The 15763-nt window shown below is 71.2% G+C and carries 17 protein-coding genes; 9 read left to right on the plus strand and 8 right to left on the minus strand.

Features of this window, described 5'->3' with window-relative positions:
- Window position 1: 1 nt before the first annotated feature.
- From V6V47_RS18845 to V6V47_RS18855, 3 genes are read right to left on the minus strand one after another with little or no spacing between them, the layout of a single operon-like run.
- On the minus strand, window positions 2-1339 hold the full coding sequence (locus tag V6V47_RS18845) for an FAD-dependent oxidoreductase (protein ID WP_334629586.1): 1338 nt from the start codon (window positions 1337-1339) through the stop codon (window positions 2-4).
- Window positions 1336-2616: a kynureninase gene (gene kynU, locus V6V47_RS18850; protein ID WP_334629587.1), complete on the minus strand. Its 1281-nt coding sequence runs from the start codon at window positions 2614-2616 to the stop codon at window positions 1336-1338. Before kynU ends, V6V47_RS18845 begins: the two co-directional genes overlap by 4 nt.
- 14 nt (window positions 2617-2630) lie before the next feature.
- Window positions 2631-3533: a tryptophan 2,3-dioxygenase gene (locus V6V47_RS18855; RefSeq protein ID WP_334629700.1), complete on the minus strand. Its 903-nt coding sequence runs from the start codon at window positions 3531-3533 to the stop codon at window positions 2631-2633.
- Window positions 3534-3680: 147 nt separating this feature from the next.
- Here V6V47_RS18855 and V6V47_RS18860 point away from each other — a divergent pair, with 147 nt between their 5' ends.
- From V6V47_RS18860 to V6V47_RS18870, 3 genes are all read left to right on the plus strand, one after another.
- A complete protein-coding gene (locus V6V47_RS18860) occupies window positions 3681-4142 on the plus strand; it encodes an Lrp/AsnC family transcriptional regulator (protein ID WP_334629588.1) in 462 nt (153 codons plus the stop codon).
- A gap of 106 nt (window positions 4143-4248) precedes the next feature.
- A complete protein-coding gene (locus V6V47_RS18865; protein WP_334629589.1) occupies window positions 4249-4770 on the plus strand; it encodes a hypothetical protein in 522 nt (173 codons plus the stop codon).
- 12 nt (window positions 4771-4782) lie between these two features.
- A complete protein-coding gene (locus tag V6V47_RS18870) occupies window positions 4783-5610 on the plus strand; it encodes a class F sortase (protein WP_334629590.1) in 828 nt (275 codons plus the stop codon).
- Window positions 5611-5730: 120 nt separating this feature from the next.
- On the opposite strand, the gene V6V47_RS18875 is transcribed toward V6V47_RS18870, so the two are convergent.
- Window positions 5731-6267 carry an HNH endonuclease gene (locus V6V47_RS18875; RefSeq protein WP_334629591.1) on the minus strand — a complete coding sequence of 179 codons (537 nt, stop codon included), beginning with the start codon at window positions 6265-6267 and terminating at the stop codon, window positions 5731-5733.
- Between the two features lie 284 nt (window positions 6268-6551).
- Between V6V47_RS18875 and V6V47_RS18880 the strand changes: the two genes are divergently transcribed.
- The 3 genes from V6V47_RS18880 (at window position 6552) to V6V47_RS18890 (ending at window position 9724) form a co-directional block, all read left to right on the plus strand.
- Window positions 6552-7592: a mechanosensitive ion channel family protein gene (locus V6V47_RS18880; protein ID WP_442934261.1), complete on the plus strand. Its 1041-nt coding sequence runs from the start codon at window positions 6552-6554 to the stop codon at window positions 7590-7592.
- A 237-nt stretch (window positions 7593-7829) separates the two neighbouring features.
- Window positions 7830-9200: an MFS transporter gene (locus V6V47_RS18885; RefSeq protein ID WP_334629701.1), complete on the plus strand. Its 1371-nt coding sequence runs from the start codon at window positions 7830-7832 to the stop codon at window positions 9198-9200.
- Between the two features lie 95 nt (window positions 9201-9295).
- Window positions 9296-9724 (plus strand): globin, encoded by a 429-nt coding sequence (locus V6V47_RS18890; protein ID WP_442934262.1) that lies wholly within the window; start codon window positions 9296-9298, stop codon window positions 9722-9724.
- A 33-nt stretch (window positions 9725-9757) separates the two neighbouring features.
- Here the strand turns inward: V6V47_RS18890 and V6V47_RS18895 are convergent, their stop codons facing one another.
- From V6V47_RS18895 to ettA, 4 genes are all read right to left on the minus strand, one after another.
- Window positions 9758-10342, minus strand: a complete 585-nt coding sequence (locus V6V47_RS18895) for a YbjN domain-containing protein (RefSeq protein ID WP_334629594.1) — start codon at window positions 10340-10342, stop codon at window positions 9758-9760.
- Window positions 10343-10473: 131 nt separating this feature from the next.
- Complete coding sequence (locus tag V6V47_RS18900) at window positions 10474-11208, minus strand: hypothetical protein (RefSeq protein ID WP_334629595.1); 735 nt, start codon at window positions 11206-11208, stop codon at window positions 10474-10476.
- Complete coding sequence (locus V6V47_RS18905; protein WP_334629596.1) at window positions 11205-11651, minus strand: acyl-CoA thioesterase; 447 nt, start codon at window positions 11649-11651, stop codon at window positions 11205-11207. The genes V6V47_RS18900 and V6V47_RS18905 overlap by 4 nt, the downstream gene beginning before the upstream one ends.
- A 12-nt stretch (window positions 11652-11663) precedes the next feature.
- On the minus strand, window positions 11664-13340 hold the full coding sequence (gene ettA / locus V6V47_RS18910) for an energy-dependent translational throttle protein EttA (RefSeq protein WP_334629597.1): 1677 nt from the start codon (window positions 13338-13340) through the stop codon (window positions 11664-11666).
- Between the two features lie 212 nt (window positions 13341-13552).
- On the opposite strand from ettA, the gene V6V47_RS18915 reads away from it, so the two are divergent.
- The 3 genes from V6V47_RS18915 to V6V47_RS18925 all read left to right on the plus strand — a co-directional run bounded on the left by V6V47_RS18915 (window position 13553) and on the right by V6V47_RS18925 (window position 15761).
- On the plus strand, window positions 13553-13837 hold the full coding sequence (locus V6V47_RS18915) for a hypothetical protein (protein ID WP_334629598.1): 285 nt from the start codon (window positions 13553-13555) through the stop codon (window positions 13835-13837).
- Window positions 13830-14219, plus strand: a complete 390-nt coding sequence (locus tag V6V47_RS18920) for a hypothetical protein (protein ID WP_334629599.1) — start codon at window positions 13830-13832, stop codon at window positions 14217-14219. The genes V6V47_RS18915 and V6V47_RS18920 overlap by 8 nt, the downstream gene beginning before the upstream one ends.
- Before the next feature lie 141 nt (window positions 14220-14360).
- A complete protein-coding gene (locus V6V47_RS18925; RefSeq protein ID WP_334629600.1) occupies window positions 14361-15761 on the plus strand; it encodes an alpha,alpha-trehalose-phosphate synthase (UDP-forming) in 1401 nt (466 codons plus the stop codon).
- Window positions 15762-15763: the final 2 nt, after the last annotated feature.

Below are 15763 nucleotides of genomic sequence, written 5' to 3' on the forward strand. Positions count from 1 at the left end.
GTCATCCACGCCTCCCTCGGCCGAGCAGCGCGCTGACCGCGCCGGCCAGCACCAGCGCGGCCCCACCGGCGAGCACGCCGAGCACCCGGTGCTGCCGGCGGACGCGGCGACGCACCTCGGCGTACGGGGTGGTGGAGAAGGACACCAGCTCGTACTGGGAAACGTACCGGCCGGGCAGCGCCCGTTCCAGTGCGTGCTCGACCCGGCGGCCGAGTTGGAAGACCGGGGAGGCGACCTTGTCCCGCATCTCCACGAAGTTGGTCAGCGCCATCTGCGCGATGGCCTCCGCGTTCTCCTGCCGCCGCCGCTGGAACAGCGGCAATGCCGCCGACCAGTCGTCGGCGCACTCGTCCAGGCAGCGGTCCAGCTCGACCACGTCCTCGAAGGCGCAGTTGGCGCCCTGGCCGTAGAACGGCACGATGGCGTGCGCCGCGTCGCCGAGCAGGCCGACCGTGCCGTTGACCTGCCACGGTGTGCAGCGGACGGTGCCGAGCACGCCCACCGGGTTGTGCTGGTAGTCGTCCACCAGGTTCGGTGCCAGTCCGATGACATCCGGATAGTGCTGGACGAAGTGCTCCTCGACCGCCGCCGGACTGTCCAGCGCAGCGAAGCTCCCGGCGCCCTCGTTGGGCCAGAACAGCGTGCAGGTGAAGGAGCGGTCCGGGTTCGGTAGCGCGATCATCATCGAGGTGCCACGCGGCCAGATGTGCAGCGCGTCCGGATCGAGGGCGAAGTCGCCGCCCAGCGCCGGGATCGTCAGCTCCTTGTAGCCGTAGTCGAGAAGGTCCACGCTCTCGCGCAGCGACCCGTACGCCAGCAACTGCCCGCGCACCGCGGAGCCGGCACCGTCGGCACCCAGCACCACCGACGACTTCGCGGTGACCGGGCCCTGCGGAGTGTCGAAGCTCAGGCTGCCGTCGGTCGGGTCGAGCCCGACCAGGCGGTGGTCGAAGACGATCCGCACCCCCGGCAGCGCGGCGGCGGCGTCCAGCAGGGCGTTGTTCAGCGCGCCCCGGCTGATCGAGTTGATCGCCCGGTCGCCGGCCGCGCTGTACGACTGGAACTGCGGCTCCCCCTCGACCGGGTGGATCATCCGACCGCGCATCGGCAGCGCGTCGGTCATCACCTGATCGGCGAGGTCGATCCGGCGCAGCGCGTCCAGGCCGCGCTCGGAGAGCGCCAGGTTGATCGAGCGGCCCCGCTCCGCCGTGCCGGTGCGCGGGTCGGGCCGACGCTCGTAGAGGGCCACCGGGTAGCCGCGCCGGGCCAGGAAGCAGGCCGCCAGGCAGCCGGCGAGGCCGGCGCCGATGATCGCGATCTCGTCGCGGCGCGCGGTCATGGGGCCACCTCCCCGACGGTCGCGGCGAGCGCGGTCGCGGCCCGCCAGCAGTCGTGGTACGTCGAATAGAGCGGCACCGGGGCGAAGCGGACGACGTCCGGCTCCCGGGCGTCGGCGATTACGCCATGCTCGTGCCGCAGCCGCTTGGTGAGCTCGGCGGCGCTGCCGGCGGCGAGCCGCACCGAGAGCTGACAACCCCGCCGGGCCGGGTCGCGCGGGGTGACCACGCTCAGCGGCCGATCGGCGGTCACCTCGTCGAGCAGGTGCTCCAACCAGCCGGTGAGCCGCAGGCTGCGCGCGCGCAGCGCCGGCATGCCGACCGCGTCGAACAGCTCCAGCGAGGTACGCACCGGGCCCATCGCGAAGATCGGCGGGTTGGAGATCTGCCACGCCTCCACGGTGGACGGTGGCCGGGACACCGGGGTCATCTCGAACCGGGTCGCCGCCGCGGTGCTCCACCAGCCCTCGAAGCGGGGCAGATCGGGGTCGCCGAGGTGTCGCTCGTGCACGAAGACACCGGCCAGCGCGCCCGGCCCCGCGTTCAGGTACTTGTAGGAGCACCAGGCGGCGAAGTCGACATCCCAGTCGTGCAGGGCCAGCGGCACGTTGCCGACGGCGTGCGCGAGGTCCCAGCCGACCACCGCTCCGGCCGCCCGGCCGGCGGCCGTGATCGCCGGAATGTCCAGCAGCTCACCGGTCAGGTAGTTGACCCCGCCGAGCAGCACCAGCGCCACCCGGTCACCCTCGGCGGCCAGGTAACCGGTCACGTCCTCGGTGCGCAGCGCGTCCTCACCGGGGCGCGGGCGCAGCCGGACCACCGCGTCGTCCGGGTCCAGGCCGTGGAACCGGGCCTGGCTGCGGACCGCGTAGCTGTCCGACGGGAACGCGGCATCCTCGATGACGATGCGGGTGCGGGCGCCGGCCGGGCGGTAGAAGCTGACCATCAGCAGGTGCAGGTTGACCGTGAGCGAGTTCATCACCACGGTCTCCGCGGGGCGGGCGCCGACCAGTCGGGCCGCTGGCGCCGTCAACAGCTCGTGGTACGGCAGCCAGGCCCGCTCCGCCTCCAGGTGCCCCTCGACGCCGAGCTGCCGCCAGGCGTCCAGGTCGGCGAGGAGCTCGTCACGGGTGGCCCGGGGCTGCAGGCCGAGCGAGTTGCCGGCGAGGTACGCCGACTCGGGGTGGCTGCCACCGTCGGCCGGCGGCACGTGGAACAGGTGCCGGTGGCCCGGGTCGGCCTCGTCGAGGCGACGCGCCTCTTGTTCAGGGGTGTGCATGTCTCGCTCTCCGGTCACATCGCGGTGCGGGCCGACCACAGCTCCGGGAAGACCACCCGGGCCATGCTGCGCTGCAGCCACGCCAACCCGGCGGAGCCGCCGCTGCCGACCTTGGCGCCCATTGTCCGTTGCACGGCCTTCACGTGGTTCCACCGCCAGTCGCCGAACTCCTCGGCGACCGCGCTGAGCGCCTCGCCGAGCATCCGCAGGTGGTTGTCCGGGCCGTTGTCGGCGTAGATCCGCACCCAGGCCGCCTCGACCGCGGGCTGCGGGTCGTGCTCCACCGCCACGTCCCGGCTCAGCAGGTCGTCGGGGAGGTCGAAGCCGCGTCGGGCGAGGAGCGCCAGCACGTCGTCCCAGAGACTCGGGGTGGCCAGCGCCTCGCTCAGCGCGGCGTGCACCTCGGTCTGCCGCCGGAACGGCCGGATCAGCGCCGGATCGCGCAGCCCGAGCAGGAACTCCAGGTGCCGGTACATCGCCGACTGGAAGCCGGAGCCCTCGCCGAGGAGGTTGCGGAACCGGTTGAAGTCGGCCGGGCTCATCCAGCGCAGGCCCTGCCAGGCGGCGTTGAGCCCCTCCAGGTGCAGCGCGGCCCGGCGCAGCGGCGCCAACGCCTCCCAGATCTGGTCGGCGCGGACGAGCCGCTGGGTCTCCCGCAGCTCGTGGCAGGTCAGCCCGAAGTACAGCTCCATGATCTGGCTGACCATCAGGAAGGACATCTCACCCGGGTCGTCGCTGAGCGGCTGCTGCAACTGGTGCAGGGCGGTGGCCTGCACGTACGCGTCGTACGGCACCAGCTCGGCGAACTCCAACGTCGGCTCGCCGCCGTTGCGTGCCGCGCGGGCGGCCCGCTGCCGCGGGGTCACCGGGCGCACTGTGGCGGGGCGGTTCGGCGCCCGCCGCTCCGTCTGGTCCACCATCTGTCTCCCTCCCCAGGACTGGCCGAGGTCATGATCTCGCGGTCGGAACGGCCTTCGGAATGCCGGTTCAACGGCTCTTGCCGCGTTCAACTGACGAACCAGAGGCAACTGTGCGAATACGGTTCACGAACGTAAGGTCTGAGCGTGGACGACATGGACTGGGCGCTGCTGCGTGAGTTGCAGGCTGACGCGCGCCTGTCGTTCAGCGAGTTGTCCCGGCGGGTGCACCTGTCCCCACCGGCGGTCGCCGAACGGGTCCGCCGGCTGGAGGAGGCCGGGGTGATCACCGGCTACCACGCCCACGTCGACCTGACCCGGGCCGGCCGCACCGTGGTCGCGCTGATCCGGATGTCCTGCTACGGCACGCGGTGCATCCTGCACAACCCCACCGTGGCCGGCTGGCCGGAGATCCTGGAGATCCACCGGATCACCGGGGACGCGTGCAGCGTGCTCAAGGTGGCGGCCGGCTCGATCGGTGAGTTCGAGGCGGTCATCGACCGGCTCGCCCCGTACGGCCAGCCGTCCAGCACGATGGTCCTGTCCTCCCCGCTGGACTGGCAGCCGATCAGCCCGCCCCCGGCTGCCGGCACCCCCCGCCGCCGCTGACCGACCCCGCGCGTGACCGCCCTGCGGGTTTGCCCCGAGGCCAGCGGGAAAGCAGCGCGGGTGCCCAGGGGAGGGTTCCGGCGGTTGTCGCCGGTAGGGGGAATTCATGCAGGGTCTTCGCACGATCAACCGCGCGTTCTCGGCAGCCCTGACACTGGTGGGGTTGGTCGGGGCGTTCGTCCTGATGTCGGGCGCGCCAGCGCGCGCGGGTGACAACACCTTCGTCGAGGTGACGCCGAACAGCACGCAGGCCGGCAGCCGGGTCCACATCCGGGCGAGTTGCGACACCGACAACAACCGGCAGGCCAACGTGCACTCCGACGCGTTCGGGCACGTGGTGCTCAAACCGGACAAGGGCGACCTGACCGGTGACGTGACCATCCCGGGCAACAAGGAGCCCGGCGACTACCCGGTCGACCTGCGCTGCCAGGACGGCAAGACGGCCTCGACCATGCTGACCGTGTTGAACATGGCCTCGCCCAGCAAGGGACCGGCGACCGGCGGCGGCGGCACGGCCGGCGGCCGGGGTACCGGCTCACTGTTGGTGCTCGGCGGCGTGGCGCTGGTGGCCACCGCGGTCGCGCTCGGCATGGCCGGCGGCCGGCGGCGGACCGGGGCCGGGTCCTGAACCGGACCACCCATGAGCCGATCTTCCGCGCGTGCGCGGCCGGACCGTGGTGCCCGGGCCGGGGCGGCACTCCGCGCCACCGGCCGCCTCGTCGCCCGGGCGTCCGGTCGGCTCCGCCGGGTCGCCGGACAGGCGGTGTCGGCCAGCGTCGCCACCACCGACCCGGCCGCCCGACCGCTGCCGCGTCGCCCCGCCGGGGCGTCGCTGGCTCGGAGCCGGTTCGGCACCGGCCCGGGAGTGCCGGTGCTGGCCGTCGCCGCGCTGATGGTGCTGATCGTGGCGATGCTCGGCGTCGAGCAGGTGACCGGGATCCGCATACTGCCGGAGCAGCTCAGTGCCGGCTTTCGCCAGCCACCGAAGAAGTTCCCGGTGCTGCCGGCGAGCCGCCCGGTCGGTCTCTCCATCCGCACACTCGACCTGCGGGCGCCGGTGCACGACGTGGGCATCGCACAGGACGGCACCATCGCCGTGCCGGACGCGGCCCGCGCCCAGGAGGCCGGCTGGTACGACCAGGGCCCCACACCCGGGCAGTACGGCCCGGCGGTCATCGTCGGGCACGTGGACACCACCACCGGGCCGGCGGTCTTCCACGAACTGCGGGACCTGCGCGACGGCGACCAGATCGAGGTCACCCGAACCGATCACACCGTGGCGATCTTCGAGGTGGACTCGGTGCAGCGGTTCGACAAGGGCCAACTGCCGGTGAAGCAGGTGTACGGCGACTTCAGCCGACCGAGCCTGCGGCTGATCACCTGCGGCGGCCGGTGGGTCGGCGGTGAGACCGGCTACTCGGACAACGTCGTGGTGTTCGCTTCGTTGGTCAAGGCTCGGGGTGGTTGAGGTGGGGGTTTGCGGGAGCCCGACCCGCTCCGGGCGGTCAGGCTTGATCCCTGCGCGGGTCGGGCTCCCGCAAACCCTGACGCGGGCCATCAGCGCCTGGAGCCATCGGGCCCTGAGGCCTCAGGCGGCGGCTTCGGGTTCTCTCAGGTCTAGCCAGTCGGCCCAGCGGGGGTCGGGGGCGCGGTGGCCGAGCACCCGCCAGGCGGTCCCCTTCGGCGCGGCGGGCAGCGCGTGTAACCGCCAACCCAACTCGGCCGGGGTCTTGTCGCCCTTGGTGTGGTTGCACCGGGCACACGCGGCGACCACGTTCTCCCAGGCGTGCCGGCCACCCCGGCTGCGAGGAAAGACGTGGTCGATGGTCTCGGCCGGGCCCCGACAGTAGGCGCACCGCCACCCGTCCCGGGCGAAGATCGCCCGCCGGGACAGCCCGACGTGGGTGCGGTAGGGCACCCGGACGAAGCGGGTCAACCGGACCACCGACGGCACCGGGAGCGTGTCCCGCGCGCTGTGCAGGATGCCATCACCATCGGCGACGCACACGGCTTTGGCGGTGAGGACGAGGATCGCGGCGCGGCGCACCGACACGACACACAGCGGCTCATAGGTGGCGTTGAGGACAAGCGCGCCGGAGCCCACCGTGGGTCGTATGTCAGGCATCGCGCTCACCCTCCCGGTTCAGCGGCTGCTGCGAACCGCCGCCGACCGGGGCCGGGCACGACGGCCCACACGGTCGACGCCGGGCCGATCACCGACGTCCGTTGCGCCAATAGTCCCTGATCGGACCCCGGATTGCACGTACTAATCCGGGGTCCCTCAGGAAGCTCTTTCCCGCACCTGTCACGATGGCCGGTTCGCCCCGATCCGGCCACGCCCTCCACGGCAGGTCACCCGGCCGGTGGGTCGGCGGCGGGCGGACCGGCCCGTTGCGGTACGAAGACAGGGTGAGTGCCACCGGTCTGATCCCCCTCGCCCTGTCCACCGCCGCGCCGCCGGACTGTCAGGGAAGTTCCTCCTGCGAATGGCTCTTCGACATGACCCACTCGGCCTGGTTCGCCGAGGGCAGCTACTGGATCCTGCTCAAGCCGCTGCGGGTGTTGGTGATCGTGGCGGTGGCGATGCTGGCCCGCTGGGCGCTGCACCGGACGATCGACCGGTTGGTCCGGACCACCACCGACGGCGCCGTACCGACGTTGCTGCGGCCGCTGCGCGAACGGGTGCCCACCGCTCCGGTCGACCCGACCGAGTTCGTGCCCGAACGGCGGCGGCAGCGGGCCGAGGCGATCGGCTCGGTGCTGCGCAGCATGACCACCGCGTTCGTCTTCGGCATCGCCCTGCTGATGATCCTGCGCGAGTTCAGCTTCGACCTGGCTCCGTTGCTGGCCAGCGCCGGGATCGCCGGCGTCGCGCTGGGTTTCGGTGCGCAGAGTCTGGTCAAGGACCTGATCGCCGGCCTGTTCATGCTCATCGAGGACCAGTACGGCGTGGGCGACAACGTCGACCTGGGCGAGGCGACCGGCATGGTCGAGGCGGTCGGGTTGCGGGTCACCACGGTGCGCGACGGTCGCGGCGTGCTCTGGTACATCCGCAACGGCGAGATCATCCGGGTGGGCAACAAGAGCCAGGGTTGGGCACTGGTGGTGGTGGACCTGCCGATCGGCTTCTCCGGCACCGAGGAGGCCACCGCCGTGCTGCGGACCGCGGCGGCTTCGGTGGCGGTGGACCCGGAGCTGTCGTCGGAGATCGTGGAGGCACCCGAGGTGCTGGGCGTCGAGCAGATGACAGTGGACGGCGCGGTGATCCGCACGGTGGTGAAGACGACCGCTGACGGGCAGTTCGCGGTGGCCCGGGAGCTGCGCCGGCGCCTGGCCGAGGCGCTGGAGAACTCCGGCATCACCGCGCAGATCGCCGCCGGTCGCCGCTTCCCCGGGCTGCCGGAACGGCCCCTCGCCGAGGGCGAGACCGGTCAGGGCGGCGCCACCTGACCCGGGCGGCACCACCGGACGATCCGGAGGGGTCGCGGGCCGGCCGGCCCCTCAGGTATCGTCCGTTCGTTCAGTCGGGGATGCGACGAACGATCCGTTCGCCCTAGCTAGTTGTCAGACGATCGGGCAGAATTCGGGGCACCTGGTCCCGCCAAAGCGTGATCACATCCTCGCTGATCCGGAGATCTGACGAGAGTTCCCGGCCGAGCTGTCATGAGCAGCCGCCCCCGGGGGCCGATGGAGGCGACGGTGCCCGACGAGCGACCTCCCGCGGAGGCCCCGTCCACCTTCCGCGAAGTGTTCGCCCAGCGTGAGTTCCGGGCCGTCCTCACGGCCAGCGCGTTCTCCTGGGTCGGCGACTACGTCGCGAAGGCCGCCGTCACCCTGCTGGTCTTCCAGGAGACCAAGTCCGTCGCGCTCTCCGCCGCCGCCTTCGCGGTGAGCTACCTGCCCTGGTTGGTCGGCGGCCCACTCCTCGCCGCGCTGGCCGAGCGGTACCCGTACCGGCGGGTGATGGTGGCGTGTGACCTGATCCGGATGGCGCTGATGCTGCTCATCGCCATCCCGCAGTTGCCGGTCCAGGCGCTGCTGGTGCTCATCTTCGCCGCCACGCTGGCCAACCCGCCGAGCCAGGCGGCGCGGTCCGCGCTGATGCCGCAGATCCTCACCGGTGACCGGCTGGTCGTCGGGTTGTCGTTGAACGGCAGCGTCAGCCAGGCCGCCCAGGTCGTCGGCTACCTGCTCGGCTCCGCGGTCGCCGCGATCAATCCGGTTCTCGCGCTGCTGGTCAACGCGTTGACCTTCGGCGCCTCTGCGCTGCTGGTCCGTTTCGGCGTCCGCGACCGGGCCCCGGTGATGACCTCCGCGCACCGCAGTCACCTGCTCAGGGAGACCGGCCAGGGGTTCCGGATCGTGTTCGGCACCCCGGTGCTGCGGGCCATCGCGGTCCTGGTGTTCAGCACCGTGCTGTTCCTGATCGTCCCCGAAGGGCTGGCCGCGGGCTGGGCCAACGAGGACGGCAGCGGCGGCCTGAGCGCCGGGATGGCACAGGCCGTGATCATGATGGCCAACCCGATCGGCTTCATCCTCGGCGGGTTGCTGGTGAGCCGGCTGTTCGGCCCGGCCCGCCGGCTCGCGCTGATGCGACCGCTCGCGGTGCTCGCCCCGCTGGCGCTGGTGCCGGCGCTGCTCGACCCGCCGCCGCTGGTGGTGGCGTTGCTCGCTGCCCTCTGCGGGTTCGCGGTCGCCGGCATGATGCCGATGGCCAACGGGCTGTTCGTCCAGGCGCTGCCCAGTGAGTTCCGGGCGCGCGCCTTCGGCGTGATGGCCACCGGGGTGCAGGTCATTCAGGGCTGCGCCGTGATGATCACCGGATTGCTCGCCGAACGGTTCGCCATTCCGCAGGTGGTCGGGGTCTGGAGCGCGGCCGGCGTCCTGCTGATGCTGGTGGTCGCGCTGCGCTGGCCGGCCCAGGAGACGGTGGACGCAGCGATCGCGGCGGCGGCCGCGGGCAACGCCGAGCCGCCCCCCGGCCCGACCTCGGGGGATACGCCGGCGGACGCCACACCGCAGGCCGGTGACGACCGTCGCCGGCACGCGGTCACCTGACCCGGCTCACCGCCTCCGTCCCGTACGGGCCGGCGTGACCCGACGCACGGCGTCCGGGTCGGGCCGACGCGGAGCGCACCTGGCAGGATGGAGCGGTGAATCCCGCAGGCGAATCCGACCGTCCCGCCGCGTCGATGACTCTCTTCGAAGCGATCGGCGGCGAGCCCACCTTCCGCAAGCTGGTGGACGAGTTCTACGTCGGCGTCGCCACCGATCCTCTGCTGCGGCCGATGTACCCGGAGGAGGACCTGGGCCCGGCTGCGGACCGGCTGACCCTGTTCCTGATGCAGTACTGGGGCGGGCCGAACACGTACTCCGCCCAGCGCGGGCACCCACGGCTGCGGATGCGGCACGCGCCGTTCCGGATCGGCGTGGCCGAGCGGGACGCCTGGCTGCTGCACATGCGCAACGCCGTGGACAAGCTCGGCCTGGAGCCGGAGGTCGCCGGCGCACTCTGGGACTACCTGGAGCGGGCCGCGTACTTCATGGTCAACGTGATGGAGGACCCAGCCGCCGACGCCTGACGGCGCGCGCCGGGGCACCCGGTCGCGGTGGCCTCAGAGCAGGGCGCCCTCGTCGTGCAGCCAGTCCACGAAGCTGGTCGCCACGGCGGCGCCGCAGTCGAGCATCTCGACCAGCAACGCGTCGTGGGTGCCGGCGCCCAGCGGCACCTGGAGCTCGGCGTAGATCGGCAGCTGGCCGCGCTCGGTCGGGTCGCCGATGTACGCCTTGCAGAACCGGCGGGTGTGGTTCCACTCGTTGACCACCCGGTAGGCCCGGTCGGCCCAGTCCGGTGGCACGGTGGCGTGCGGACGGGCCCGCATCACCAGGATCTCGTCCTCCGGCCCCTCCAGAGCGACCAGGACGGCGTGCCGCTCCCACATGGCCAGCAGGTTGCCGTCACCGTCGGCCAGGTAGCGGACATCCAGCAGATCGAGTGCGTCACAGACCCGGCGCAGGCTCACCGGCTCGATGGTGGCGGGCATCTCGGTCCGCACGGGCCGCTCGGGGGCCGCACAGTCGTCCCCCGGCTGGCGAGGGCTCGGCGGCCCGACCCGGACCGCGCTCTCCATTGTGATCCCGCTCCGGGTTTCCGGATCACCGCCGTCGGCGGGACCGGGGCGCCATGACCACCACGGCATCGCTCGTGCACCTCACTCCCCAGCGGATCCAGCCGCCTACGGTGCGTTGGATCCGAGGATGGACGGTACCCGGACAGCCGAGTTGAGGCACCCCCCCAACGACCGCCCCTGACCAGAAGAATGAGGAGGGGTCAGCCGTTCGGACGAGCAGCCAGGGGTGTCACGGCGAGTTCGGTGGCCTTCTGCAACCAGGCCGCTCCGTATGGTCCCACCAGGCCAACCCAACGGCCGGCCACCCGCACCTGGACGGTCGCTGCCCCGGAGGTGCCGGACAGGCCGTCCGCCGAGCCGAGGAAGCCCATCCGGACCAGCCCCTGGACCAGTCGCTGCGACACCTCCACCGGCGGGCCGGGTGGGTCGTCCGGGGTTACCAGCACGGCGACATGGTCGAGCAGCGCGTCCCGCAGCACCCGCTGGCCCACGGCGCGGCCAGCCACACCCTGCTCGCTCGCGGTGCGCAGGGTGCCCGCCGCCGCGTCCGCGATCCGCCACAGCTCGACCGCGGGCAGCGCCTCCACCGGCCGACTGCGAGCCGGCGGCAGCGGCCAGCGCCACTCCGCGTCCCGGCGCTGCGGGAGCGCCGCGCCGCCCCGCTCCAACTCGGCCAACAGCTCCGCGGCGGACACCGTCACGTCCGGAGCACCGTCGGCCGGGCCACCGGCCACCGTCCGCGCCACCAGCACCTGCCACGGCAGCCGGGCCCACAGGGCAACCCGGCCGGTGGCGCCGGCCGGACGAAGCCGGACCGGCGTCGCCGGGTCGAGCCGCACCAGCCGGGCCAGGAAGGCTCCCGCGTCGGCCACTCCGGTGAGGCCGTGCCCGGGTGCCGCCGCCCGGTCCGACTCGGCCGCACCCGGCCTGGTCACGCCCCGCCGCCCTGCGGGGCATAGGTGAGCAGGAACGCCCGCTCGTCGGCGGTGATCCGCCGGGGCACCTGGCGGGTCAGGTCGAACGGCACCAGCACCGAGCGGGCCCGGCTGGCCAGCACCTCACCGTCGTACAGCTCGTAGGCGACGGTGAACCGGGAGTGCCGGATCTCCTCCACCCACAGCTCGATCCGGACGGTGGGCGCGGCCTCCGCGGTGGCCCGACCCAGCGCGTAGTCGACCGGACGCAGGTAGTCGACCTCGTGCCGGCGGATCACGACCCCGTCGACGAACGAACCGACTCCCCAGGCCCGGCCGCCAGCGAACATCAACGCCACCCGCGCCTCCTCGTACAAGGTGAGGAAGCGCGAGTTGTTGATGTGGCCGTACGCGTCCAGGTCGGACCAGCGCAGCGTGCAGTGGTAAACGAACCGGTCAGACACCTTCTTGGCCGGTCAGTCGCGGGTCAGCTTGCGGTACGTCACCCGGTGCGGCCGAGCGGCCTCCGCGCCGAGCCGGTCGATCTTGTTCTTCTCGTACGCCTCGAAGTTGCCCTCGAACCAGAACCACTTGGCCGGGTCCTGATCGTCGCCCTCCCAGGCCAGGATGTGCGTGGCCACGCGGTCCAGGAACATCCGGTCGTGCGAGATGACCACGGCGCAGCCGGGGAACTCCAGCAGCGCGTTCTCCAGGCTGGACAGCGTCTCCACGTCCAGGTCGTTGGTCGGCTCGTCGAGCAGGATGACGTTGCCGCCGATCTTCAGGGTCAGCGCCAGGTTGAGCCGGTTGCGCTCACCGCCGGAGAGGACCTTGGTCGGCTTCTGCTGGTCCGGTCCCTTGAAGCCGAACGCGGCGATGTACGCCCGCGACGGCATCTCGACCTTGCCCACCATCAGGTAGTCCAGCCCGTCGGAGACGACCTCCCAGACGGTCTTGTCGCCGTTGAGACCCTCACGGTTCTGGTCGACGTACGACAGGGACACGGTCTCGCCGACCCGGACCGAGCCGTCGGTCGGCTGCTCCAGCCCGACGATGGTCTTGAACAGCGTGGTCTTGCCGACGCCGTTGGGGCCGATGATGCCGACGATGCCGTTGCGCGGCAGCGAGAAGGACAGGTTGTCGATCAGCAGCCGGTCGCCGAAGCCCTTGCTGAGCTTGTTCGCCTCGATGACCGTGCTGCCCAGGCGCGGGCCCGGCGGGATCTGGATCTCTTCGAAGTCCAGCTTGCGGGTCTTCTCCGCCTCGGTGGCCATCTCGTCGTACCGGTCCAGGCGGGCCTTGGACTTGGTCTGCCGGGCCTTGGCGTTGGAGCGGACCCACTCCAGCTCCTCGGTGAGGCGCTTCTTCATCTTGGCGTCGCGGCGGCCCTCGACGGCCAGCCGGGCGGCCTTCTTCTCCAGGTAGGTGGAGTAGTTGCCCTCGTACGGGTACGTCCGGCCGCGGTCCAGCTCGAGGATCCAGTTGGCCACGTTGTCCAGGAAGTACCGGTCGTGGGTGATCGCCATGACGGTGCCGGCGTACTTGGCCAGGTGCTGCTCCAGCCAGGAGACGCTCTCCGCGTCCAGGTGGTTGGTGGGCTCGTCGAGCAGCAGCAGGTCGGGCGCCTCCAGCAGCAGCTTGCAGAGCGCGACCCTACGGCGCTCACCACCGGAGAGCTGGGTCACGTCGGCGTCCGGCGGCGGGCAGCGCAGCGCGTCCATGGCCAGTTCGAGCTTGGAGTCGACGTCCCAGGCGTCGAGGTGGTCCAGCTCCTCCTGGAGCTTGCCCATCTCCTCCATCAGCTCGTCGGAGTAGTCGGTGGCCATCTGCTCGGCGATCTTGTTGAACCGCTCCAGCTTGGCCTTGGTCTCGGCGACCGCCTCCTCGACGTTGCCGAGCACGGTCTTGGCGTCGTTGAGCGGGGGCTCCTGGGCGAGCATGCCGACGGTGTAGCCGGGCATCAGCCGGGCCTCGCCGTTGCTGGGCTTGTCCAGGCCTGCCATGATCTTGAGGAGGCTGGACTTACCGGCGCCGTTGGGGCCGAGCACACCGATCTTGGCTCCCGGCAGGAAGCTCAGCGTCACGTTGTCGAGCACGACCTTGTCGCCGTGCGCCTTGCGGGCCTTTTCCAGGACGTAGATGTACTGGGCCACGGTGCGGGCTACCTCCGTCGATTTACTGTCGCCTGATCGGCGGCGCGGCGCGGGCGATGACCTCCACCCGCCGCCGCCGGCCGAGGGCCGGCCGCGCGCACGCCATCGTCAATCCTGACAGGTACGGCGCGCTTCGCCCACATCACCCCGCCCCAGGAGTACGCGGGCGAGCCGCGTTGCCAGAGTCGGTATCACTGGATAACGTCCGTGGTATGACCAAGAAGATCGCCATCAGCGTGCCCGACGACGTGGCCGAGCGGTTGGCCACCGAGGCCAACGTGTCCGCCTTCGTGACGGAGAGCATCCGTCAGAGGATGGTCGGCGAGCGAACGCGGCGGACTTTGGAGCAGGTCGGTTTCGAAATTACTGACGAGGGCCTAGAGGAAGCCGGGCGCAAGTTGGATCAGGCCCGCCAGGCGATAACTCCCGAATTGCGCGCCAAGGCTGCCGCCCTGCTGAGCGAGGCGTCGCGGGGACGGATGCAGGTTCGTGACTGACGCGGGCCTCGTGCTCGACACGAGCGCACTGCTGGCCTATTCCCAAGGAGTGCCGGCGGTCGGCATCCAGATCGCCAAAGTCGCCTACCGCCGAGAGTCGGTGATCATCCCGGCCATGTGCCTCGCGGCCGCGTATCGCGGAGTGTCCAACGACGGCTGGCCGCTGCTGGACATTGCCGCCGATCTCGAAGCAGTCCTCGTCACGCCGGTCGATCACAACATGTGCCCCGTCCTGGGCGGTTGGTCCCGCCTTCTGGGCAGCATCGATCTCGCCCAGGTCGCGATCGAGGCGGCAGCCCGAGCGGTCGTGCCGATCATGACGGATCGGCGGGAGCTGCTCGGTGAGGTGCTCCCCAAGGAGTGGCCGATCATCGACCTCTGAACCGCGACTGTCGACAAGATCACCTTCAGGATTCGCCGCGCGCGAGGCGGGTAGCAGACTCCGGCACGGGGCAGCAGACGCCGCAGCTACGCTCAGTACGCTCATCGCGGTGGACCCGTCAGTACCCGGAGGTGGCCGATCGTGACCGTCCGTAGCTCCTTTGTCGTAGTGGCGAACCGTCTGCCGGTCGACGAGGTGAGCACACCTGAGGGACGGCAGTGGCGACGCAGCCCTGGCGGGCTCGTCACCGCACTGCATCCCGTGCTGGCCGAACAGCAGGGGACCTGGGTCGGCTGGGCCGGTGGCACCGGCGCCGCACCCGAGCCGTTCGACCTGGAGGGCATCCGGCTGCACCCGGTGCCGTTGAGCGCCGAGGAGTTGGAGCGCTACTACGAGGGCCAGTCCAACGCCACGATCTGGCCGCTCTACCACGACGCGGTGGAGACGCCGGCCTACAAGCGCCGCTGGCGCGAGGCGTACCGCCTGGTCAACGCGCGGTTCGCGGAGGCCGCGGCGGACGTGGCGGCCGAGGGCGCGACGGTCTGGGTGCAGGATTACCAGCTCCAACTGGTCCCGGCGATGCTCCGCGAGCTGCGACCGGACCTGCGGATCGGCTTCTTCCTGCACATCCCGTTCCCGCCGATCGAGCTGTTCATGCAGATGCCGTTCCGCACCGAGATCCTGCGCGGTCTGCTCGGCGCCGACCTGGTTGGCTTCCAGCAGCGGCTGGCCGCACAGAACTTCGTCCGGCTGGCCCGGCACCTGCTCGGGCTGCGCTACGAGGGCCAGATGATCCAGGTCGACGGACGGCAGGTGAAGGCGGGCGCCTTCCCCATCTCGATCGACACCCACGAGATGGAGCGGATGGCGGCCGACCCGGCGGTGCAGGCCCGGGCCAAGCAGATCCGCGCCGAGCTGGGCGACCCGAAGACGATCATCCTGGGCGTGGACCGGCTGGATTACACCAAGGGCATCGAGTTGCGACTCAAGGCCTTCCGCGAGTTGCTGGCTGACGGAAAGTTGACAGTTCCGGACGCCGTCATGGTCCAGGTAGCCACGCCGAGCCGGGAGCGGGTCGAGCACTACCAGGCACTTCGCGTGAAGGTGGAGCGCGAGGTCGGCCGGATCAACGGGGAGTTCGGCAGGGTCGGCGTGCCGGCGGTGCATTACCTGCATCAGTCGTACAGTCGCAGTGAGCTGGCCGCGATGTACGTTGCTGCCGACGTGATGATGGTGACCCCGCTGCGAGACGGAATGAATCTGGTAGCCAAGGAGTACGTCGCATCGCGCGCCGACCAGGGTGGCGCGTTGGTGCTCAGTGAATTCGCCGGCGCCGCCACAGAGCTGCGTCAGGCATTTTTGTGTAACCCGCACGACCCGGACGCGGTCAAGGACGCCCTGCTCCGGGCCGTGCACGTGGAGAAAACCGAGGCGCGCCGCCGGATGCGGACAATGCAACGTCACCTGCGTACCCACGACGTGGGGCACTGGGCCAAGTCTTTCCTCTCCGAGCTTGGAGTTTCCGAGGCGGAGGCCGCGTGAAC

It is taken from the genome of Micromonospora sp. CPCC 205539, from assembly GCF_036906815.1.
Lineage (GTDB): Bacteria > Actinomycetota > Actinomycetes > Mycobacteriales > Micromonosporaceae > Micromonospora.

Excerpts from the sequence above, each read along its gene's own strand:
- V6V47_RS18845 (WP_334629586.1), bottom strand. The coding sequence starts at position 1,339 with ATGACCGCGCGCCGCGACGAGATCGCGATCATCGGCGCCGGCCTCGCC.
- kynU (WP_334629587.1), bottom strand. The coding sequence starts at position 2,616 with ATGCACACCCCTGAACAAGAGGCGCGTCGCCTCGACGAGGCCGACCCG.
- V6V47_RS18865 (WP_334629589.1), top strand. The coding sequence starts at position 4,249 with ATGCAGGGTCTTCGCACGATCAACCGCGCGTTCTCGGCAGCCCTGACA.
- V6V47_RS18870 (WP_334629590.1), top strand. The coding sequence starts at position 4,783 with ATGAGCCGATCTTCCGCGCGTGCGCGGCCGGACCGTGGTGCCCGGGCC.
- V6V47_RS18875 (WP_334629591.1), bottom strand. The coding sequence starts at position 6,267 with ATGCCTGACATACGACCCACGGTGGGCTCCGGCGCGCTTGTCCTCAAC.
- V6V47_RS18885 (WP_334629701.1), top strand. The coding sequence starts at position 7,830 with ATGGAGGCGACGGTGCCCGACGAGCGACCTCCCGCGGAGGCCCCGTCC.
- V6V47_RS18895 (WP_334629594.1), bottom strand. The coding sequence starts at position 10,342 with ATGCCGTGGTGGTCATGGCGCCCCGGTCCCGCCGACGGCGGTGATCCG.
- V6V47_RS18915 (WP_334629598.1), top strand. The coding sequence starts at position 13,553 with ATGACCAAGAAGATCGCCATCAGCGTGCCCGACGACGTGGCCGAGCGG.